Here is a 20305-nt window from a genome sequence, read left to right as displayed (position 1 = left end):
CACCTCTCCCCCCACCACCCCCCCCTGCCGCGCGCCGCCCCCGTCCCCGCCGCCCCCCCCCCTGGGGTGGGCCCCCCCCCCCCGGCGGGCGCCCCGCCCCCCCACCGGGATCCTGAGGGCGGTCTCCCGCCCGTCGTCACACGGCCACGGGGCCGGCGCCGCCGAGCAGTGCGGACGCGGTTTGGAGGAGAGCGGGTCCGCCCTCGCCCACGGGCGCGCCCTCGGGGTGGTCGTGGCAGGTGAAGCCGAGCCGCGTCATGGCCCGGCTGACTTCGCGGGCGGTGAAGTCACGCGGGTCCTGTCGCGTGATGACCTGGCCCACCTGCTTGACGGGGTAGCGGCGGCGGCCGATGGTCACGGACGCCCCCGTGACGAGCTCGGGCCTGACGCCCTTCATCGAGGCCAGCACCCCGGCTTTGGTCAGGTCGAACGGGTACCGGGCGATGACACAGCGCATGATGCCTCACAGGGGAGAAGTCGAGGGGAGAAGGAGGACGGGCCGCCCTGGGCGAGACGGATCAGCACGAGAGAACGGGTACGCCCGGAACCCGCCCGTTCTCACCGACGCCGCCCGAGCGGCCGCCGGGCGAGGGCAGCGATCCGGCGAGGACGTCCCGCAGACGGATCCGGTCCGTGTACATGGAACTGTCGCGGAGAACGGCGAGCCGGACCAGGGTGATCAGAGCTGTGCTCCGGTCGTCCCCGTCGCACACGGTCAGGTGCTCGACCCGGGCACTCGCCATGACGGCCAGAGCCACCTCGACGGTCATGTCGTCACATACCCGAGGCCCGTGCCCTTCGATGTCCTCGACCGCGGTCACGGGGGCGGGGTGCGGCATGCCGTACTGCGTTCGCGCTGGTGTCAAGGGTGTCTCCTTCGGTGAGGGATGGTCGGCTTGGTGGCCCCTTGCGGCCCCGGAGGCCACTGCGTATCCCGAGAGACCGGAGGGGCTTTGGGTGCTGCGCCGGCCTAGGCAGCCGAGTCGTTCCCGGGCCGCCGCTGTGCCCGTCGGCGCATCTTCGCGCCGACGGGTCGGCCCTGGCCGGTCCGGCTCTGGCCGGTCCGGCTCCGGCGGTTCCAGGACGGCGATGACGCGCGGCGGGTACGTTCCACGACAGGCGCGGTCATGACCACAGGAACCCCGGAGGGCGCCTGGGCGCCCGTGATGCGGCTCAGCTCCGCCTCGCCCGAGCGGACCGGGGTGATGCGCGGGCTGATGCCGGCCGAGGCCATCAGCCGGGTCATGCCGCGGCGTTGGCCGGGGGTCACCAGGGTGACGACGCTGCCGGACTCCCCGGCGCGGGCCGTACGGCCGCCGCGGTGCAGGTAGTCCTTGTGGTCGCTGGGCGGATCCACGTTGACGACCAGGTCGAGGTCGTCGACGTGGATGCCGCGGGCCGCGACGTTGGTGGCCACCAGGACGGTGACGTGACCGTCCTTGAACTGCGCCAGGGTCCGGGTGCGCTGCGGCTGGGACCGGCCGCCGTGCAGGGCGGCGGCGTGGACACCGCTGTTCAGCAGGTGCTTGGTCAGCCGGTCCACGGCGTGCTTGGTGTCCAGGAACATGATGACCCGGCCGTCCCGGGCCGCGATCTCGGTGGTCGTGCGGTGCTTGTCCGCGTCGCGCACGTGGAGTACGTGGTGCTCCATCGTGGTGACGGCGCCGGCCGACGGATCGACAGAGTGCACCACCGGGTCGGTCAGATAGCGGCGGACCAGCAGATCGACGTTGCGGTCCAGGGTGGCCGAGAACAACATCCGCTGGCCCTCGGGGCGCACTTGGTCGAGCAGGGCGGTGACCTGGGGCATGAAGCCCATGTCGGTCATCTGGTCGGCCTCGTCGAGCACCGTGACGTCGACGTCGGCGAGTCGGCAGTCGCCCCGGTCGATGAGGTCCTTGAGGCGACCGGGCGTCGCGACGACCACCTCCGCGCCGGCCCGCAGCGCACCGGCCTGCCTGCCGATGGACATTCCGCCGACGACGGTGGCGAGCCTCAGGCTCACGGAGCGGGCATAGGGAGCGAGCGCGTCGGTGACCTGCTGGGCCAGCTCACGGGTGGGGACGAGAATCAGGGCCAGCGGCCGACGCGGCTCGGCGCGCCGGCCCGCCGTACGGGCCAGTACGGCGAGGCCGAAGGCGAGGGTCTTGCCCGACCCGGTGCGGCCGCGACCGAGTACGTCACGGCCGGCCAGGGAGTTGGGCAGGGTCGCCGCCTGGATCGGGAACGGTACCGTCACGCCTTCTTGGCCGAGCGTGGCCAGCAACGGAGCCGGCATGGCGAGATCGGCGAACAACTCGACAGCGGGCAACGCGGGCGTGACCGTCTTCGGCAGGGCGAACTCGCCTCGCGCCGGCTGTCGGTTTCCGTGACCGTTGGAGCGGCGCGGAACGCCGGAGCCGTCGTATGTGCGATGAGCGCGTGCGCGAGTGGTGCGTGTGCGGTTCATGCGGGACCTTCCTCGATACGGGCGCGTATCAAGGAATTTCCGCAGCAGAATGAGCGGCGCAGAGAATCGCGAGAACGGGCCGAAAATGACAGGGGCGAATCACCCTGGAAATGAAGCGAGCTGGGGCCCGCACCCCAAGGTGCGGGCCCCAGCTGCGAAGTATGCGTCAGTGCCGGTGCGTCAGGCGGGAACGATGTTCTCGGCCGTCGGGCCCTTCTGGCCCTGCGCGATGTCGAACGACACCTTCTGGCCTTCCAGCAGCTCGCGGAAGCCCTGGGCGGCGATGTTCGAGTAGTGGGCGAAGACGTCGGCGCCGCCGCCGTCCTGCTCGATGAAGCCGAAGCCCTTTTCCGCGTTGAACCACTTCACAGTGCCAGTAGCCATGTTGTTTCTCCTTCGGAGGCGGTGTACGGGAATACGCCCTGTGCGCATTCCGTGTCGCCGTGATGATCTGCCGTCGGAAAAACCTTCTGGCAACCACACCTGCAACTGATTTCGACAGTAGCACGGTGCGATCAGCCGTGCGCGGTGGACAATTCCGCTCCGCCAGGCGGTCGAGGAATACTCGCCGTACCCCGCACCTAATTCTCGTTTCACGGGCACAGATATTGCTCTCCGCGGGCGCGGCTTTCCTGCCGTGCGTTTCGCCCACAGCCCTCTGACCTCCCTCGACGGGACATGTGCCGCTGCCGCCGTCGCCGGCGGATGGCACAACGGCGAACGCGCCCGAGGTTCCCGTAGTGCAACCAAGGTCACATCCGCCGTGAAGGCGGTGGCGGGCGTCTCGTGCGAAGCCCCGTCGACGGTGATCAGGACCGTTGGTCCGGTGGGTCCCGGAGGTTGCGGGGCCACGGGGAGTGGTGTGGGTTCTTTAAGGTCGATTACCGTTCTGACCTGCTGCGGGGCCGTGTTCCAGCCTGGGCGGATCCGTGGCTTGGTCACCACCGTTCTCCGTGAGTCCCCGTTGGATGGGTGAAGCTCAGGCCACGGTTGCCGCATCGGGGGGTCCGTCGGCGAGAATGCCCAACGATGACGTCGACGCCCACCGGACCGGCACGAACCGGGTATGCCCCCTTCGCTCACCTCACCGTGCCCAACGCCGCCCTGTACCGCCGGGTGATGGGCGCGTTCCTGGCCGCCAAGGAGCGCTTCGCGGTTCATCTGCGGCCCGAGGACGTGTTCGCGGCGCTGGCGCCGCAGCACCGGCCCGCCGAGCTGGACGCGGTGGTCAAGGCGCTGGACAGCTTGGTCGAGTGGGGCAATCTGCGGGCGGATCCGGACACGTCCCGGGTCACCGCGGTCGAGGACTTCTACCGCAAGCGCTTCATCTACCAGCTCACACAGGCCGGCGAGGCCGCCGAGCTGGCGCTGTCGGCGTATGACGAGGCGCTGGGGCGGCGTGGTGCGCTGCAGGCGGTGGCCCTGCACGACATCGTCACCCAGCTGCGGGCCCTGTTGGTGATCGCGGCCGGGCAGGAGGAGGGCGAGCCGGACGCGGCCAAGGCGCATCTGGCGCTGTCCGCGCTGACGAGCCGGTTCGAGGCGCTGGCGGAGAACGCGCGGGCGTTCATGGGCTCCCTGCAGCGCACCATCGACCTGCACGATGTGGAGGTCGAGGTGTTCCTCGCCTACAAGGACCGCCTGATCCAGTATCTGGAGCGGTTCATCCAGGACTTGATCACCCTGGGTGGGCGGATCGCCCTGCTCATCGGGGAGTTGGAGGAGCAGGGGCGGGTCGGTGTGCTGCTGCGGCTGGCGGCGGCCCGGGAGGCGGCCGATGCCGCGCCGGACGAGGCCGACAGCGCCGAGGCGCGGGCCTACGAGCGGTGGGCGGGCAGGTGGTCGGGGCTGGCCGCCTGGTTCGTGTCGGCGGACGGACGGGAGTCGCAGGCCCGTCTGCTGCGCGGGCGCGCTCTCGGGGCGATCCCGCAACTGCTGGCGGTGGTGCGGCAGTTGAACGAGCGGCGGGCCGGGCGCTCGGACCGCTCGGCGGATTTCCGCACCCTGGCCCGCTGGTTCGCCGAGGCCCCCGACGACGCGGCGCGGCACCGGCTGTGGCGGGCCGCGTTCGGGCTGTATCCGGCACGTCACCTCACCGTCGACGCCGACACCCTCGAGCGGCGCGCCGCCCACCCGGTGGCCGCCGCCACCCCGTGGGCCGAGGCCGAGCCGCTGCGCATCAGCCCTCAGCTGCGCCGCACCGGCAGCTACGAGCGGCGCGGCAGGACCCGCCGGGTGCAGGACCGCTCCGCACAGCGCAGGCGCCTGGCCGAGATCGCCGCGAAGCAGGCGCAGGAGATCGCGGCCGCCCGCGCCCGCCTGGCGACGGACGGCACCACGCGGCTGTCCGCGCTGGGCGAGCTGGACCCGCTCGCCTTCGGCCTGTTCCTGCAGCTGCTCGGCGACGCCCTGGCCACCTGGCGGCCCGGCATGACGGCCACCGTGGCGACCAGCAACGACGGCACCATGGAGATCCGGCTGACCGCCCTGGCGGACGGGACGACGGCCTCGATCCGCACCCCCGGCGGCACCTTCCGCGGCCCCGACCACCTGGTCGAGATCACCGATCTCACCCGGAGCGGACAGGTGCACGCCGACGGCACGACCATGGGAGGGGAGCGATGACCACGCCCCTGAGCGAGGTGCTGGACAGCCGGCGCGCCGCCGAGTTCCACAAGGCCGCCCGCGCCCTGCTCAAGGAGCCCCTGCTGCTCGCGCACGGCCCGCACGCCGAGGAGTTCCGGCTGGTGCGCCAGCACGCCGGCGAGCTGCGCGACTGGTTCGAGCGCAACACCGGCTGGCCGCTGCGGGTGGACGCGGAGGCGGCCCGCCTTGGCCGCACGCCCGGCACCCTGGCCGATGCCACCCATCCGGCCCGCGAGGCCTCCCGCGCCCGGGCACCCTTCACCCGCCGCCGCTATGTGCTGCTGTGCCTGGCGCTGGCCGCGCTGGAGCGCGGCGAGGCGCAGATCGCACTCGGCCGGCTCGCCGAGCAGGTGGTCCTGGACGCCGCCGATCCCCATCTGGCCGCCGCCGGGATCGAGTTCACGCTGGAGCGGCGCGAGGAGCGGCTGGATCTGGCGGCGGTGGTACGCCTGCTCATGCGCTACGGGGTGCTGCGCCGGGTGGCCGGGGACGAGGAGGCCTACGTCAGCGGGGCGGGCGATGTGCTCTACGACGTGCAGCGCCGCGTCCTGGCCGGACTGCTCGCCGCCCGCCGCGGCCCGTCGATGATCACCGTCGGCGGATTCGAGGACCGGCTGGCCGAGCTCACCGCCGAGAGCGCCCTGGACAGCGACGAACTGCGCTTCCGCGCCATCCGCCAGCGGCTGACCCGGCGCCTGCTGGACGACCCGGTGCTCTACTACGACGGGCTGAGTGACGAGGAGCTCGGCTACCTCACCCGCCAGCGCGCCTTCATCACCGCCCGGATCACCGAACTGACCGGCCTGGTCGCGGAGGTGCGGGCCGAGGGCGTCGCCATGGTCGACTCCCTGGACGACCTGACCGATGTACGGATGCCCGAGCAGGGCACCCACGGACACGTCACCCTGCTGCTCGCCGAGCACCTCGCCGACGCGGGCGGCGCGGTCGGCCGCGAGGAATTGGAGCGCAGGGTGCGTGAACTGGCCGTCGAACACGGCGGGTTCTGGTCCAAGAGCGCCAAACAGCCGGGCGCGGAGGGCGAGTGGGTCGATCAGGCGCTGGTCAAGCTGACCGCGCTGGGCCTGGTCACCGCCGTACCGGGCGGCGTCGCCCCGCTGCCGGCGCTGGCCCGGTACGCCGTCGGCGAGATGGTCGTACGGGAACCGGGCCTCCCCCACCCCCGCAGCTCTCAGCGAAAGGCGTGATGGCCGTGACCGCCCTGCCCACCCCCGCGCCCGGCCGGTGGCGGCCGCTGCGCGTCGGCCTGGTGGACCTCTTCTACTACGACGCCGAGGAGTTCTGGTTCCGCGACGGGCGGCTGCTGCTGCGCGGCAACAACGGCACCGGCAAGTCCAAGGTTCTCGCCCTGACCCTGCCCTTCCTCCTGGACGGCGACCTGTCGGCGCGGCGCGTGGAGCCCGACGCCGACCCGGGCAAGCGCATGGAGTGGAACCTGCTGCTGGGCGGGCAGCACCCGCACCCCGAGCGGCTGGGCTACACCTGGATCGAGTTCGGCCGCCGGGACGGTCAAGACGATGCCACTGGACAGGACCGCTTCCTCACTCTGATCTGCGGGCTGAAGGCGGTGGCGGGCCGCGGCATCGCCCGCCACTGGTACGCCGTCACCGATCAGCGCATCGGAGCCGAGCTCAGCCTGCTCGATGCCACCGGCACGGCCCTGTCGCGGGACCGGCTCGCGGAGGCGGTCGCCGGGCGCGGCATGGTGTACGACACCGCCACCGCCTATCGCAGGGCGGTCGACGAAGCGCTGTTCGGGCTGGGTGAGCGGCGGTATGCGGCCCTGGTGGACCTGCTCATCCAGCTGCGCCAGCCGCAGCTGTCGAAACGGCCCAACGAGACGGCGCTCTCACGGGCGCTGACCGAGGCGCTGCCGCCCATGGACCAGGCGGTCATCGCCGATGTGGCCGAGGCGTTCCGGTCGTTGGACGAGGAGAAGGAGGAGTTGCGGGCGGCCGCCGAGGCCGAGCGGGCCGCCTCCGCCTTCTTGGACCACTATCGCCGTTACACCCGGGTCGCCACCCGCCGCCGCGCCCGGCTGCCCCGCCACGAGCACGCCCGCTACGAGCAGTTGGGCCGCGACCTCGCGCAGGCGCAGAGCGAACGCTCGCAGGCCGAGGAGGAGCGGGAGCGGATCGCCGAACGGCTCGCGGAACTGGAAGAGAGTGCCGCACGGCTGCAGGCGCAGGAGGCCGCGCTGCGCGAGGGCCCGGAGATGCACAGCGCACGGGAGTTGGAGCAGGCGGCGGCCGACGCCCGCCGGACGGCAGCGGAGGTGGCCCGCGCCGAGGCGGACCGGGACCAGGCCGCCCAGGCGCACACCCGCGTCCTGGGCCGCCTGGAGAGTGCGGGCCGGCGGCTTGCGGCAGCCGAGGAGCAGGTCGCGGACACGCTCGCGCGTGAGCGGGAGGCGGCCGAGGCCGCCCGTCTCGACGGCGAGCTGCGCACCGAGGGCGCGCCGGAGGCCGAACTGCGCCGCGCGGCCGAGGAGTCGGTGGCCCGCAGGCGGCGCACCCTCGACCACGTGGAGGAGCTGGCGGTGCGCGCCGAGGAGGCCGCCGCCGAGCGGCGCGCCGCCGCCCGCCGCCTGGACGAGGCCCAGACCGAGGCCGGACACACCGCCGAACGGCAGGCCCGGGCGGAGGCCACCGCCACCGGGGCGGGAGCGGAACTGGTCGCCGCCCTACGCGAACACCTCAATATGTGTGAGGAGTTGCGGCCCCAGGACCCGGTGGGCCTGCTGGACGGCTTGCAGGACTGGGTCACGCACCTGCAGGGCCCCTCCCCCGCGCGCGTGCACACCGCCGACGCCCACCGCGCCCGCGCCGCGCAGCTGGCCGACCAGACGGCCGCCCTCGGTCAGCGGCTGAGCGATGTGACCGCCCGGCGCGCCGAGACCGAGCGGGAGTTGACCGATCTGGAGGCGGGCGGCCAGCGCGGCCCCACCACGCCCCACACGCGAACTCCCGGCGTGCGCGAGCAGGCGCCCGGAGCGCCGCTGTGGCGTCTGGTCGACTTCCACGACCATGTCGGTGCCGGTGAACGCGCGGGCCTGGAGGCGGCGTTGGAGGCCTCCGGGCTGCTGGACGCCTGGGTGTACCCGGACGGCAGCGCCGTGGCCGCCGACGGACACGACGTCCTGCTGTCGCCGGGCGCCCCGCTGACCGGACCGGTGCTCGCCGAGGTGCTGCGCCCGGCCGTGGACCATGGTGACGAGCGGGCCGTGGCGGTGGGCGAGCAGGCGGTGGGCCGCCTGCTGGCGGCGGTGGGACTGGGTTCCGGCGAGTCCGGCGACTGCGGCGGCACGTGGGTGGCGGCGGACGGCCGCTTTCGTGTGGGGGTGCTGACCGGCAGCTGGTCGAAGGAAGCCGCCGCGTACGTGGGTGAGGGCGCCCGCGAGGAGGCGCGCCGGGCCCGGATCGCCGTCCTGCACGACGAACTCGACAGCCTGGCGGGCGAGGTGGCGCGGCTGGAGGCCGAGCGGGCCACGGTGGCCCGGCGCCGGCGCACCCTGGACGCCGAACTGGCCGCCGTCCCCGACGACGCCGCCCTGCGCCACGCGCACGCACTGGCCGCGGCCGCCGCGGACGCCGCCCACCGGGCCCGCGCCCGCCAGGACGAACGCTCCGCCGAACTGGCCGAGGCGGCCCGGCAGGAGGCCGAGGCCGCCACCGAACTGACCGACACGGCCACCGCCGTGCGCCTGCCCTCCGACCGGGCTGGCCTCATGGCCGTCCGCCAGGCGCTGGGCGACTACACCGCCGTCCTGGCCGCCCTGTGGCCCGCACTGCGCGAGCGCACCGACGCCATGCGCACGGTGGCCGACGAGCGCGCGGAAGCCGAACAGGCCGACACCCGGGTGGCCGAACTGGCCCTGCGCGCCGAGGAGTCGGCCCGCCTGGCGGCCGCAGCCGACGAACGCCACACCACCCTGCGCTCCACCGTCGGCGCCGCCGTCGCGGAACTGGAACGGCGCCTGGCCGCCACCGCCGAGGCCCTGGCGTCCTGCGACCGCGACCAGCGCCGCTTTCGCGAGGAGCAGGCGGCCGCCGGCCGGCGCGTGGGCCATGCGGAGGGCCGCATCGAGCAGTTGGAAAAGGACGTACGCGAGGCGGCGGCCTCCCGCGCCGAGGCGATCGCCGCGCTCCAGCGGTTCGCGGCCACCGGCCTGCTGAGCGTGGCCCTGCCCGAGGTGGCCCTGCCCCCGCTGGACGAGGGACCGTGGGCGGCCACCCCGGCCGTCGCGCTCGCCCGCGCCATCGAGGCGCAGCTCTCGGGCCCGTCCGGCACCGACGACTCCGACGGCGCCTGGGAACGCGTACAGAAACGGCTCAGCGAGGAGTACAAGAAACTCCAGGACGCCCTCTCCCGCGGCGGCCACACCGCCACCGCCCGCATGGTCGAGGACGGCATGGTCGTCGACATCGTCTACCAGGGCCGCCGGCGGACCGTACCCGAACTGGCCGCGGCCCTCACCACCGAGACGGCCGAGCTGGCGCGCATCCTGTCCGCGCACGAACGCGAGATCCTCGAAACCCACCTGCTCACCGAGGTCGCCGGCACCCTGCAGGAACTGATCGCCGCCGCCGAACGACAAGTACGGGCGATGAACGCCGAACTCCAGGAACGCCCCACCTCCACCGGCATGAAACTGCGCCTGGTCTGGCGCCCCTCCCGCAAGGCGCCCACCGGACTGGCCCAGGCCCGCGAACGCCTGCGCCAGTCCGCCGACGCCTGGGCACCCGAGGACCGCACGGCGGTCGGGGAGTTCCTGCAGGCCGAGATCGCCCGCCGCCAGTCCGACGACGCGGCGGGCAGCTGGCTGGAGGTGCTCACCGCGGCGCTGGACTACCGCTCCTGGCACGAGTTCGGCATCGAACGCCACCAGCACGGCACCTGGGTCCCGGCCACCGGCCCCGCCTCCGGCGGCGAACGCGTCCTGGCCGTGTCCGTGCCCCTGTTCGCCGCCGCCTCCTCCCACTACGCCACCGCCGCCCCCGACGCCCCGCGCCTGGTCACCCTGGACGAGGCGTTCGCAGGCGTGGACGACGACTCGCGCGCCAAGTGCCTGGGCCTGCTGCACGCCTTCGACCTGGACGTGGTGATGACCAGCGAACGCGAATGGGCCTGCTACCCGCAGGTTCCGGGCATCTCCATTGCCCAGCTCTCGCGGGTCGACGAGATTGCGGCGGTGTTGGTGACGCGGTGGGAGTGGGACGGGAGCGAGCGCGTACGGGGCACGGAACCGGACCACCAGCTGGCGACCCTTCCCGCCCAGGCGCCGTCCCCGGCTGCCGCGGTCGGCGCGACGGCACCCGGGCCCGCCGAGGACACCGATGCGGGACAGGACGGGCTGTGGTCATGAGTAGCCCGCTGCCCCTTAAGACCCCGGCATGCGCGGACAGCCCAGCATGCCTGGACAGCTGCTCACTATGCCTGGCCGCCCCACTATGACCGGGCAGCCACGCACCCCCGCAGAAGCCGGGCCGCCGCGCATCGACCTCGACCGCCTCGGCCGCCTGCTCGGCGACCCCGGTCTCGCCTGGCTGGTCGAGCGCGTCCGGCGCCGCATGGAACGCGACGAGCCCCTCACCGGCCCGGTCACGCTGGCCGACCCGACCACCACCGAACGCGCCGCCGCCGAACGCCTACTGGGTCGCGCCCCACGCGCCGGACGCTCCCTCAGCGTGCGCCTGGACGCGGTGGACGCCGTACTGCGCCGCTCCGGCATCAGCCCCGAGGGCCTCGCCCCGGCCATCACGGCCCTGACCGGCCCGGTCGCGCGCCTCGCCGACGTACGCGAGCAGGAGGCGAATGCCTGGCAGGAGGCGTACGCCCCACTGGCCACGCTCAGCAGGCTGCGGCCCGAACTGGCCGAGTGGGCCGATCAGTTGCGCAAGGACGGCCTCGTACGCCGCCTCGCGCGCACTCCGCAGGCGGCGAAGGTCCTGCTCACTGATGCCGTCACAGCCTTGCACGAGCTGCCTGCCGACCCCGCTGTTTCATTGCCCGCTTTTGCCGCGGCAGCGCTCGGCGACGCCCACGCCCTCGACGACGGCACCCCACTCGCCACCCTCGTCCTGTCCGGCGTGCGCGCCCTGACCGGCTTCCCGGACGGCAACGGGGCCGAATGGCGCCGCGAGGCCTGGGCCTCGGCCGGCCTCCTCAGGGACGCCCTCTCCTCCACCGTCCTCACCCTGGGCCTGCGCGGCACCCCCGCCCTGGACTGGCTAACGGACGAGGGCGAACCAGCCGTCCTGACGCTGCGCCAGCTCACCCGCAACTTGCCGGGTAGGGCACCCACGGTCGTGTACGTGTGCGAGAACCCGACCGTCCTGGCCACCGCGGCCGACACCCACGGCGCTGCCTGCCCGCCTCTGGTCTGTCTCCAGGGCCAGCCCTCGGCCGCCGCCCTCACCCTGCTGCGCCACCTCCACGCCCATGGCTCCACGCTCCGCTACCACGGGGACTTCGACTGGGGTGGTCTGCGCATCGCCGAGGCCTTGCTGCGCCGCGTGCCCTGGCAGCCCTGGCGCTACACGGCGGCCGACTACCGCGCCGCGGCGGCCTCTACGCCCCTGGCGCCGCCTTTGACCGGCACGCCAGCCACCGCTGCATGGGACCCCGACCTGGCCGCCGCCCTGGCTGAACTCGGCGTGCGCATCGAGGAAGAGACCGTCCTGGACACTCTTCTCGCCGACCTCGTGCACTGAGTCCGTGGCGCAGGCAGATGTGGACGGCAACCGGGGCTGCTTCAAACAGCACGCGGCATCCACAGCACAGCCGTCCTGGTCACGATGAAGAATCCGACGCTCTTGCCCTGGGGATCTTGCTGCTGGTGTGTGTCGGGTTCTTGCGGCGCACGAGCACGGAGGCGGCCACGTGCGTGCATGTCCCGCCCGCCCATCAGGCGTGGTCGGGCTGCAGGTCGGCTGGTTCAACCACAGACGGCTACACGGCGAACTACGATGCCGCGCCCCCAGCGGGCCGTGTCAGTTCCGTACGAGGTCCGGGCCGCTTGAAGGAGCTCTCAGCGGTCCTCGAACGGGGCAAGTCCGCCCCGCCGTGGACGAGTTCCGCGCCCGAGTTCATGGGACGTTGCCTGTCGCAGCCTGGCGGCCCACGGTCGCGAAATCCGTGAGCCGGCCCGCCTTCGTCGGTGCCAGGATGGACGGCATGACGATGATCGACGGTGAGGTCGAGGCAGGGTTCGAGCCGGTCCGTGATGCGTTCGAGGCGAACTTCTCCCAGCGCGGAGACATCGGCGCAGCGGTGTGCGTGTATCAACACGGCCGACCGGTGGTGGACCTGTGGGGTGGAGTCGCCGATCCGGAGACCGGTCGTCCGTGGACACGGGACACGCTGCAACTGGTCTACTCGGCCACCAAGGGTGCGACCACGACCGCGGCTCATCTGCTCGTCCAGCGAGGCGAGTTGGATCTGGACGCGCCGGTGGCGACGTATTGGCCGGAGTTCGCCGCGAACGGCAAGGCGGACATCCCGGTGCGCTGGCTGTTGTCGCACCAGGCGGGCTTGATCGCGCTGGACCAACCGGTCCCGCTGGACGATGCGTTGGCCTGGCACCCCATGGTGGCCGCGCTGGCCGCGCAGCGCCCCCTTTGGGAGCCGGGCACGGCGCACGGGTACCACGGTCGGACCTGGGGCTGGCTGGTCGGCGAGGTGATCCGCCGAGTGTCCGGCCGCACGCCGGGCCGCTTCTTCGCCGACGAGATCGCCGACCCCCTCGGCCTCGACTTCTTCATCGGGTTGCCGGCATCGGAACGCCACCGGGTCAGCCGCATGGTGTACCAGCAATCGGAGATCGACCTGACCACCGTGCCGGTCGAGTCGATTCCCGAGGAGTTCCGCGAACTGATCGCCGCCATGGGCGACCCGAACTCCTTCAGCAACAGGGCCTTCGCGGTCACCGACCCCGCCGAGATCGACTTCAACTCCCCAGAAGTGCAGGCCGCGGAACTCCCCGCCTCCAACGGTATCGGCACCGCTCGCGGACTGGCGCGCATGTACGCCGCCCTGATCGGCGAGGTGGACGGCGTGCGCCTGCTCACCCCGGAAACCCTGGAGTCGGCGACCAAGCAACAGGCCATCGGAAAAGACCAGGTGATACTGCTCCCCAGCCGCTTCAGCTCCGGATACATGCTCCCCACCGAGGCCCTCCCGATGACGGGGCCGAACGCCTTCGGCCACATGGGCCGAGGCGGCTCACTCGCCTTCGCCGACCCCGAGCACGGCATCGCTTTCAGCTACGCCATGAACAACATCGTCGAAGGAGCCGAGGATGTGCGAGCGGCCTCGCTGGTCGATGCGGTGCGCAGGTCGCTGGCGTAGGTGTTGAACGCTGCGCGGTCAGCCATGCCAGCCATAAAGGAACCTGTGCAGCCGCCCCAGCTCCCTGCCGTGGGGTCGAGCGAGCTCATGGTCGCGTCCCACCCAATGGGCTGGGCTCAGCACGCGACAATGGATCAGCTGTCACGTTCTGATGCCTGTTACCCACAAGAGTCACAAACGCCCGTCGAGGGCAGTTGGACGAAGCAGCGCTGACAGATCTGAGGGGGCTTTTCAACGCTCTGACGGCGCCGGTCGACAGTGGCTTGCAGCCTCGGGGCGAGTGCCGGCGCGCCTCCGCCGGGCGGCAGGCTCGCGCCAAAGTGGCGGTAGCAAGCAAGCCGGGCCTCGGCAGCGTGGTGCTCACGCTCCAGTTCATCATCCACCGGCGGCTCCCCAGCGACCGCCAGAACTTCCTTGTAGCCGCTGCCCACCTTCCCGTCGTCCGTGTGCACCACGAGAGCTGTCACCGGCGGGTCGCCGCGGCGATGCGCTTCACGCACCACCCGGCCCAAGACCGGACCAATCCAGTTGTGCAATAGAACCTTGGTCCGGATGCCTGTCCTGCTCTGGATTTCCTCGGCCAACTCCTTGTAGGTGATCACAGCGTGGTACGTGTTCGCTACGCCTATCAGGATCGAGTAGGCCTCCGCGGCCCATGCCTCGCGTGCCTCCTGGACTGTCGGCATGGTGGAATCGGCCACGTTCTCAGAAGCCTCCTGTGCCATCTCCACCCCGTAGTGCTCTCATTGACTGGTGCTCATGCGCATCCTGTCCCATGGCAGGCGCAGGGCGCCATGACTCTGTTCGCGGTTGCCTCGCACGCCAACAGCAGCGCCCAACTCCGACCTGCCGAGATCGCCCACGTGCCGCAAGGCCAGCCCCCGAGCCGGGGGACACGGCCTGAAAGGCGGAAGGTCGCCGGTTCGGCATCCAACACCTCATCAAGTACGCAGCTGTTGGGTGGCGTTGCGCGCACCGGCTGGACGACTGGCCAAAGGACTGCGCGGTCAGGGTTGCGGACGGTGTCTGCGTACCTTCACGCGGATCAACGCAATTGGGCTGCGCAGACTCGCAAGGCATGCTGCGCAGGTTCCAATGCCCGGATTCACCGCTGCACAGACGAACCTCTCGTCTTGCTCAGGAAACCCGCCGAGAGCTGGCAGGCCACTCGGATGCGCTGACATGATCTCGTCAGCCGCGGATGAGGCAGCTGATCCGACTGCGCCACTCCCTCCCCTGACCAAGGAGACCTTTTCATGCGCATGCCCAGACGGGCCTTGCTCGCCCCTACCGTCGCCCTGGCCGTTCTGGCCGGCGCCGGTCCTGCTCTGGCGGACGACCCGACTCCGTCGCCGACCGAGACCATCGCGACGGCCCCGCCCGACCAGCCGGAGGAAACGGACCTCACCGAGGGCGCCTCCGAGACCGAGGCCTCCGCGCCATCCGACGCAGTCAACCACACGGGCAACTCGCCCGACGCCCGCGGCTGCGAACAGGGCTGGTACTACCACGCCACGAAAAAGGCCAAGGACTACCACAAGGGCGTAGGCGCCGAGCAGGCCAACTGGAACGGCACCTCGCGCACCGCCAAGTCCACGTTCACCTCGGAGGTGACGGGCACCGTCGGCATCGCCTTCACGGGCGAGCTGCAGGTGAAGGGCAGCGCGGCTGTCGTTGAGATCCAGGGCAAGTTCGGCGTGTCCGTGTCCGCATCGCTCACTGCGAAGATGGGCAACAGCTTCACCGTGGACACGCCGCCACACAAGACAACGTACGCCCGCTATGGCGTCTACCGCCTGAAAAGCTACGGTTACAGTCAGTACGTGTACGTCAACTGCGGCAAGGGCAGCAAGCACGACGTCACTATCTACACGCCGCACCGCATCGGCTGGGCGATCTGGGAGAAGTGACATGTCGCGCCGCACCCTCGCTGGGCTGAGCATCGCGTGTACCGCTGTGCTCTTCCCGGTCGCTGCCTGCACGTCGGACCACTCCGACGCCCAGCAGCCCACATCAGCCATCAGCTCCGCCGAGTCAGACCCGGCGACTGTCACCGCCACTCCCAGCAGCACGCAGCCCCCGGTCCAGGAGCCGCCCGAGTTGGACCCCGACGAGACACTGGCCGGCCGCCAGAAGGCCACCACGGGGAACGCCAGCATCGAGTTCAGCCAGGGCAAGAAGGGCGATGCGCTCATCGTCGCGGTGCGCTGTCAGGGGAAGGGCACTATCAATGTGGCGGTGCAGTCCGTGCACGTCTCCTTCCCGCTGAAATGCCTGGCCGACGAGGTCAGCACCACCTACAACCAGGTGGCCGTGTCGGGCGTGGATCGGAGCGGAGTCGTCTCCGTCGCGGCGCCGTCCGTGGTGCGCTGGTCGCTGACAGTCGGGCGCGGCGCACCGGCACAGGAGGAATCACCCGGAGTCGGCTGAACGCACTGACGCCTCAGTGCCGTCTCCTCCCCGAATGCTGCTGCCCGTCACGCCCCTGACGGGCAGCAGGCAGGAGTTCCGACATGCTCAGCTCAAGCGATAAGTGTCTTCCGGCTCTTGCCGATCACCAGGAAGTAGCACGTCAGAGACTTGCAGAGCCTGCCCGGAAGCATCACAGGCGATGATGAGAACACTGAGGACGGGGCAGCCGTCAGGTATGCCTAGAAGCTCTGCCTCACCGCGGTTGGGAAGCCGAGGGCCCTCGACCAGACCGGCAGGGAAGTACGACGAGGCCAACTCGACCGCTTCGCCGTCCTCTTCGACCAAGAAACGGCGCACGAGCACCTTCGCCCGCTTCGGCAGGCCGAGCACCGAGGCGATCCGGGGAGGAACGGACACTTCACCGACGTCCGCCAGACGCCCCGAGGCTTGCGACTCGTCGCGCTCCAGGGCCTCACGACCCCGCTGGTCCTTTTCGCGACGGCTTCTGGGCGCTCACGGACGATGGTGCCGAGCCCTTGCCTGGACTCCAGCCGGCCATCCCGCTTCAGCAGCTCCAGCGCCCGAACGACGGTCGGACGGGACATCCCGAAAGCCTGCACCAGCTGATTCTCACTGGGAACGCGGGTGCCGGACGGGTACGTGCCGTCCTCGATGCGACGCCCTCGGCGGCGCCGCTACCGCCGGTTGCCGCACCAACACCAATGAGAATGACTGGTATGAAGAACGGCACGAGTTCCCCCCTGGTGCCCCGAGGCCCTGCGCGAACCAGCAGGTTCAACCGTTTACATTGTGCCCTTGGTCAACGATCAACAGAACGATCGCAAACAACACCCAGGTCCCGACCGCCTTGGCCACCGCGGCCGACACCCACGGCGCCGTCTGCCCACCCCTGATCTGCCTCCAGGCTAGCCCTCGGCCGCCGCCGTCACCTTGCTACGACACTTGCACGCCGTGGGAGCCATGCTCCGCTACCACGGCGACTTCGACTGGGGCGGTTTGCGTATCGCCGACGCCCTGCTGGGCCGGGTGCCCCGGCGGCTCTGGTGCTACACGGCGGCCGACTACCGCACGGCAGTCGCCGCCGCGGCGGTCTTGGCCGCGCCCCTGCAGCCACCGCCACACTGGATCCCGCCCTGCCGCCGGCCCTGACCGAACTGGGGGTGCGCACAGAGGAAGAGGCCATCCTGGACATCCTGCTCGCCGACCTCGCGCCGTGAGTGGTCGCGCGGGTGGATGTTGAACGTCACGCGCGAACGCCGCAACCATTCTCGTCGACGGTCCCCTTCATCCCTGCTTGGCTCCCCGCGCCGTGGTGACGCTGTTGGCGTGCGCCGCGTTCTTGCGGCGCGTGAGCGCGGAGGCGGCCGCCGACGCGCAACATGGGCGACCGGCGGCCCCGATCCCCCGACGGCACGCACCCGCCCGTTTCGCCCGCCGTCCCCTTCACCTTCTTCTTTTCAGGGGCGAGCGCAGGGGTGTGCAGAGGGGGATGTCGGGCTGGCGACCAAGCCGAGAAGTCCTTGGTGACCTGCAGATATACCGCGGTGGGCGCGGCAGCGCACGGACAGCTGTCGGTGGGGATGTCGGCCTGGTCGCAGGCGGTGTTGTCGCATCGTGACCGTGGTCGGGCCTGCACGGTCGCACGCGTGGTCGGGGTCGGCTGCTGCTGTGGCCGGTATGCGCGGCGCCGGGCAGGACGGCGCCGCCCGTACGGGAGAGGCGGATCGACGATGACCGACGTAGACGCGGGCGGTGGCGACCGGCTGGCGCTGGCTGTGCTGACGCAGTACCGGATGGCCACCACCGAACAGATGCACCGGGTGATCGCCCCGGACGTCCGCAGGGAGCAAACGCGGCGGCGGCTGGCCAAACTGCGGGACGAAGGGCTCATCGACCGCATCACCCTCCCCCGCGCCGGACGGCTGCGGGTGTGGTTTCCCACCTCCTACGGTGTGCAAATCGCGTCGGAATGGCCCGAGTTGCGCGGGCGGAAGCCGCCGAAGACGGTGTCCGATCCAACTGCCGCGCGACTGCGGGTGGGACACACGCTGACCGTGACGGAGACTGCGCTCGCATTCCTTGAGGATGCGCGCCGACGCGGCGAGCTGTGCCGACCGCTGGACTGGATACCCGAGGTCTACCACCCCCTCGGCAGCGGCGAGGCTGTCATCCCCGACGCCCTCATGTACTACCGGAGCGGCCCTGAGGACGGGGACTGGTCGCTGCTGCGGGCGTTCGTCGAGGTCGACCGGGCCACCATGGGTCCGGAACGCCTGGCCGCGAAACTCACTGCCTACGCCCGCCTCCACGACTACGCGCCCACCTCCCCAGGTCAGCGTCGCCCGGCGTTCGGTCAGGAGCCGCCGCGGGAGGCATGGCGGCGGCACTACCCGCTCTTCCCCCGCCTGTTGTTCGTCCTGGATGACACCGGCCCCGCCGGCGTCACCACCCGCATCCGCGCCCTACACGCGACCGCCACAAAACCCGCACCGATGCTCTTTCTGCGGACCGTCCCCGTCCTGGCCGCGGCGCTGGCAGACCTGCGCACCCACGGCCCCTCTCAGCCCGTGTGGCGCCCCGTCCAAGACCCCGACCGTGCGGTCGCCTGGAGCTGGTCGCCGCATGAGGAGACGGCCCGCGCAGCCGCTGCCACCCACCAACCACCGTGCGGCGGCTGCGCAGAGCCCGACCACGGGGCCGACCACACCCCCGCCACCCCGACCATGTGGCCACCCAAAGCCCCGACCCCCCGACCATGGGGCCGACCATAGCGATGCGCAACCAACGGCACACCGAGCCGGGGGGATGCGCAGTGCGCGCGTGGACGGCTGCGCAGTCGGTATACGCGGACGAATCGAGCATGCGCAGTCGCCCGCTTCGATTGCAGTGGTTGGGCTCGTGGTCGCCCCGACCAAGGGGCCAACCACCCCTCCGCGCGCACCCGCCATGTCAGCAAGTGCGTAGCCTGGTGCGCATCGTTGGCGCACGATGCGCACCCGGTGAGCTGACCAGCCAGGGCTCTGCGCGGTCGGCCTCGCGGACGGTGCCTGCGTTCCATCGCGCACGCCTGCGCAGTTGGATTGCGTAGCCACGCGCGCCGCGCTGCGCAACCACCCGTGTCCGAATGCGTGTGCGCCAGGAATCCGCTTCGGCAGGAAGCAGGGCTCAGCGTTCGCCGCTCGACTCGGTCTCGTGATCTCTTACGACAACTGCGCTCTGCCTCTGGAGGCTGTGTTCGACGAAGCGGTGCTGCTCGGCCGCCTTGGCGGTCGGAAGGTCGACCAGCGGCGGGCGGTCGCGTCACTCGACTCGGTAACCGACCGGCCGCTGTTCGGGTCGGCCGGTCGGGTCGGCCGAATGATTGCGGGCCGACCGCACCTTGTCGAGGTCGACCACCTCGCCGCCGGAGTCGGGCGCCATGTCGACTTCGAGGCGGCGGAAGAGTTCATTCTCGTCGCCGGGGTGCTTCACTGAAGGTTCCTTCCAATTGGGAGGCAGGGCGAAGTCCGGCCGTCGCTGTAGGAGATGAGCGGCCGGACCTCGCGCGGCAGTGCTACGGGGGTGGCATGGGGAAAACTGAGGTCAAGACGCTGCAGTGCGAGTGGTGCGGCAAGCCGGTGCAGCAGCCAGAAAACCGCTGGCGAAGGCGGCGTTACTGCAGCAAGGCACACCGCCGCAGGAACCGAATCATGGAAGCTGTCTGGGAATTCCTGGACATCTGGTAGGTCACCCAGCGCGCTGTTGCTCGGGATAGGTGAGGTGAGCGCGAGCGGTTGGGGCACCCTCCCGCCGCAGCATGCGATCTGCGACGGGAGGGCGTTCCGGGACGCGACCCTCACCTGGCGGTCGCCATGGGCCCCTTCGCGGGGGCGAGCGTTCAACGGCTGGACTCGCCGTGTCCGTGGCAGGGGCAGTAGCAGCGGCGTTGCAGCAGCACGTCGGCGGAGTACGGCAGCGGGACGTCATTGGTCTGGTGACATTGGTCGTGCAGGTCGCCATAGCCGGACCGCTGCGCCAACGTGCACTCAACGGACGAGGGCGGTGCCTCCACCGTCCGCGTGATCATTCTTGATCCTCACCGGTCAGGACCCGCGCGAGGAGCACGGCTTCCAGCACATTGGCCGTCTTGCACAGCTGCCCCGGCCGGTCCATGGGCACCAGCCAGTACGAGGACATCGTGCGCTCATCCAGTTCGGTGCTGTCGGTTCGGGGCACGCCCAGGTAGGTGCCGCGGCTCAGGCACTCCGAGTCTCTCCGGACCCACGCCTGTTCCGTACCGGGCGGCACGAGGACGTAATAGCGCAGGAATCCGGGATGGGTGCGGATCCTCTGAAGTGACGGTCAGGATCAAGCCGTGAGGCTGTACTTGTGCTGGTCGGGGTCGGGGTAGAGGCGTTGGTGTTCACGGGC

At 71.2% G+C, this 20305-nt stretch carries 16 protein-coding genes and 2 pseudogenes; 10 read left to right on the top strand and 8 right to left on the bottom strand.

Annotated features, from left to right (window positions below; all coding sequences use genetic code 11):
• Positions 1 to 136: 136 nt before the first annotated feature.
• The 4 genes from ABZ880_RS53535 to ABZ880_RS53520 form a co-directional block, all read right to left on the bottom strand.
• Complete coding sequence (locus tag ABZ880_RS53535; protein WP_361279080.1) at positions 137 to 457, bottom strand: SCO5918 family protein; 321 nt, start codon at positions 455 to 457, stop codon at positions 137 to 139.
• 61 nt (positions 458 to 518) lie between these two features.
• Positions 519 to 839 (bottom strand): CBS domain-containing protein, encoded by a 321-nt coding sequence (locus tag ABZ880_RS53530; protein ID WP_361279084.1) that lies wholly within the window; start codon positions 837 to 839, stop codon positions 519 to 521.
• A 131-nt stretch (positions 840 to 970) separates the two neighbouring features.
• On the bottom strand, positions 971 to 2449 hold the full coding sequence (locus ABZ880_RS53525) for a DEAD/DEAH box helicase (RefSeq protein WP_361279078.1): 1479 nt from the start codon (positions 2447 to 2449) through the stop codon (positions 971 to 973).
• A gap of 180 nt (positions 2450 to 2629) precedes the next feature.
• A complete protein-coding gene (locus tag ABZ880_RS53520; RefSeq protein WP_004986771.1) occupies positions 2630 to 2833 on the bottom strand; it encodes a cold-shock protein in 204 nt (67 codons plus the stop codon).
• A 645-nt stretch (positions 2834 to 3478) separates the two neighbouring features.
• Between ABZ880_RS53520 and ABZ880_RS53515 the strand changes: the two genes are divergently transcribed.
• From ABZ880_RS53515 to ABZ880_RS53495, 5 genes are all read left to right on the top strand, one after another.
• Positions 3479 to 5074, top strand: a complete 1596-nt coding sequence (locus ABZ880_RS53515; protein WP_361279076.1) for a TIGR02677 family protein — start codon at positions 3479 to 3481, stop codon at positions 5072 to 5074.
• Entirely contained in the window at positions 5071 to 6300 is a 1230-nt protein-coding gene (locus tag ABZ880_RS53510) for a TIGR02678 family protein (RefSeq protein WP_361279073.1), read from the top strand. The genes ABZ880_RS53515 and ABZ880_RS53510 overlap by 4 nt, the downstream gene beginning before the upstream one ends.
• Positions 6301 to 6305: 5 nt before the next feature.
• Positions 6306 to 10478 (top strand): TIGR02680 family protein, encoded by a 4173-nt coding sequence (locus ABZ880_RS53505; protein ID WP_361279071.1) that lies wholly within the window; start codon positions 6306 to 6308, stop codon positions 10476 to 10478.
• 85 nt (positions 10479 to 10563) lie between these two features.
• The gene (locus ABZ880_RS53500; RefSeq protein ID WP_361279069.1) at positions 10564 to 11826 is read left to right on the top strand and encodes a TIGR02679 family protein; all 1263 of its coding nucleotides are present in this window, start codon (positions 10564 to 10566) and stop codon (positions 11824 to 11826) included.
• Between the two features lie 463 nt (positions 11827 to 12289).
• The gene (locus ABZ880_RS53495; protein ID WP_361279066.1) at positions 12290 to 13462 is read left to right on the top strand and encodes a serine hydrolase domain-containing protein; all 1173 of its coding nucleotides are present in this window, start codon (positions 12290 to 12292) and stop codon (positions 13460 to 13462) included.
• Between the two features lie 158 nt (positions 13463 to 13620).
• Here ABZ880_RS53495 and ABZ880_RS53490 read toward each other — a convergent pair whose 3' ends face one another.
• Positions 13621 to 14163, bottom strand: coding sequence for a hypothetical protein (locus ABZ880_RS53490; protein WP_361279064.1), 543 nt, complete (start codon positions 14161 to 14163; stop codon positions 13621 to 13623).
• 561 nt (positions 14164 to 14724) lie between these two features.
• Between ABZ880_RS53490 and ABZ880_RS53485 the strand changes: the two are divergent.
• Positions 14725 to 14817 (top strand): annotated as a pseudogene (locus ABZ880_RS53485) (sortase-dependent protein); the annotation flags it as partial.
• A 556-nt stretch (positions 14818 to 15373) separates the two neighbouring features.
• The gene (locus tag ABZ880_RS53480; RefSeq protein ID WP_361279061.1) at positions 15374 to 15892 is read left to right on the top strand and encodes a hypothetical protein; all 519 of its coding nucleotides are present in this window, start codon (positions 15374 to 15376) and stop codon (positions 15890 to 15892) included.
• Between the two features lie 87 nt (positions 15893 to 15979).
• On the opposite strand, the pseudogene ABZ880_RS53475 reads toward ABZ880_RS53480, so the two are convergent.
• Positions 15980 to 16548 (bottom strand): annotated as a pseudogene (locus ABZ880_RS53475) (GntR family transcriptional regulator).
• 307 nt (positions 16549 to 16855) lie between these two features.
• On the opposite strand from ABZ880_RS53475, the gene ABZ880_RS53470 reads away from it, so the two are divergent.
• The 3 genes from ABZ880_RS53470 (at position 16856) to ABZ880_RS53460 (ending at position 19369) form a co-directional block, all read left to right on the top strand.
• Positions 16856 to 17044: a DUF2399 domain-containing protein gene (locus ABZ880_RS53470; protein ID WP_361279082.1), complete on the top strand. Its 189-nt coding sequence runs from the start codon at positions 16856 to 16858 to the stop codon at positions 17042 to 17044.
• A 581-nt stretch (positions 17045 to 17625) separates the two neighbouring features.
• Positions 17626 to 18666 (top strand): replication-relaxation family protein, encoded by a 1041-nt coding sequence (locus tag ABZ880_RS53465; RefSeq protein WP_361279059.1) that lies wholly within the window; start codon positions 17626 to 17628, stop codon positions 18664 to 18666.
• Between the two features lie 421 nt (positions 18667 to 19087).
• Positions 19088 to 19369, top strand: coding sequence for a hypothetical protein (locus ABZ880_RS53460; protein WP_361279086.1), 282 nt, complete (start codon positions 19088 to 19090; stop codon positions 19367 to 19369).
• A gap of 403 nt (positions 19370 to 19772) precedes the next feature.
• On the opposite strand, the gene ABZ880_RS53455 is transcribed toward ABZ880_RS53460, so the two are convergent.
• Both ABZ880_RS53455 and ABZ880_RS53450 read right to left on the bottom strand, forming a co-directional pair.
• Positions 19773 to 19961, bottom strand: a complete 189-nt coding sequence (locus ABZ880_RS53455; protein WP_361279056.1) for a hypothetical protein — start codon at positions 19959 to 19961, stop codon at positions 19773 to 19775.
• Entirely contained in the window at positions 19958 to 20110 is a 153-nt protein-coding gene (locus ABZ880_RS53450; protein WP_361279054.1) for a hypothetical protein, read from the bottom strand. Before ABZ880_RS53450 ends, ABZ880_RS53455 begins: the two co-directional genes overlap by 4 nt.
• Between the last annotated feature and the right edge of the window lie 195 nt (positions 20111 to 20305).

The sequence above is a fragment of the Streptomyces sp. NPDC047043 genome (genome assembly GCF_040644055.1).
Classification (GTDB): domain Bacteria; phylum Actinomycetota; class Actinomycetes; order Streptomycetales; family Streptomycetaceae; genus Streptomyces.
This window is presented reverse-complemented; position numbering and strand designations above follow the sequence as displayed.

Bases quoted from the DNA above. Each gene is read 5' to 3' on its own strand.
- ABZ880_RS53500 (WP_361279069.1), top strand. From the start codon at position 10,564: ATGACCGGGCAGCCACGCACCCCCGCAGAAGCCGGGCCGCCGCGCATC.
- ABZ880_RS53525 (WP_361279078.1), bottom strand. From the start codon at position 2,449: ATGAACCGCACACGCACCACTCGCGCACGCGCTCATCGCACATACGAC.
- ABZ880_RS53495 (WP_361279066.1), top strand. From the start codon at position 12,290: ATGACGATGATCGACGGTGAGGTCGAGGCAGGGTTCGAGCCGGTCCGT.
- ABZ880_RS53510 (WP_361279073.1), top strand. From the start codon at position 5,071: ATGACCACGCCCCTGAGCGAGGTGCTGGACAGCCGGCGCGCCGCCGAG.
- ABZ880_RS53455 (WP_361279056.1), bottom strand. From the start codon at position 19,961: ATGATCACGCGGACGGTGGAGGCACCGCCCTCGTCCGTTGAGTGCACG.
- ABZ880_RS53470 (WP_361279082.1), top strand. From the start codon at position 16,856: ATGCTCCGCTACCACGGCGACTTCGACTGGGGCGGTTTGCGTATCGCC.
- ABZ880_RS53530 (WP_361279084.1), bottom strand. From the start codon at position 839: ATGCCGCACCCCGCCCCCGTGACCGCGGTCGAGGACATCGAAGGGCAC.
- ABZ880_RS53535 (WP_361279080.1), bottom strand. From the start codon at position 457: ATGCGCTGTGTCATCGCCCGGTACCCGTTCGACCTGACCAAAGCCGGG.
- ABZ880_RS53515 (WP_361279076.1), top strand. From the start codon at position 3,479: ATGACGTCGACGCCCACCGGACCGGCACGAACCGGGTATGCCCCCTTC.
- ABZ880_RS53480 (WP_361279061.1), top strand. From the start codon at position 15,374: ATGTCGCGCCGCACCCTCGCTGGGCTGAGCATCGCGTGTACCGCTGTG.
- ABZ880_RS53520 (WP_004986771.1), bottom strand. From the start codon at position 2,833: ATGGCTACTGGCACTGTGAAGTGGTTCAACGCGGAAAAGGGCTTCGGC.
- ABZ880_RS53465 (WP_361279059.1), top strand. From the start codon at position 17,626: ATGACCGACGTAGACGCGGGCGGTGGCGACCGGCTGGCGCTGGCTGTG.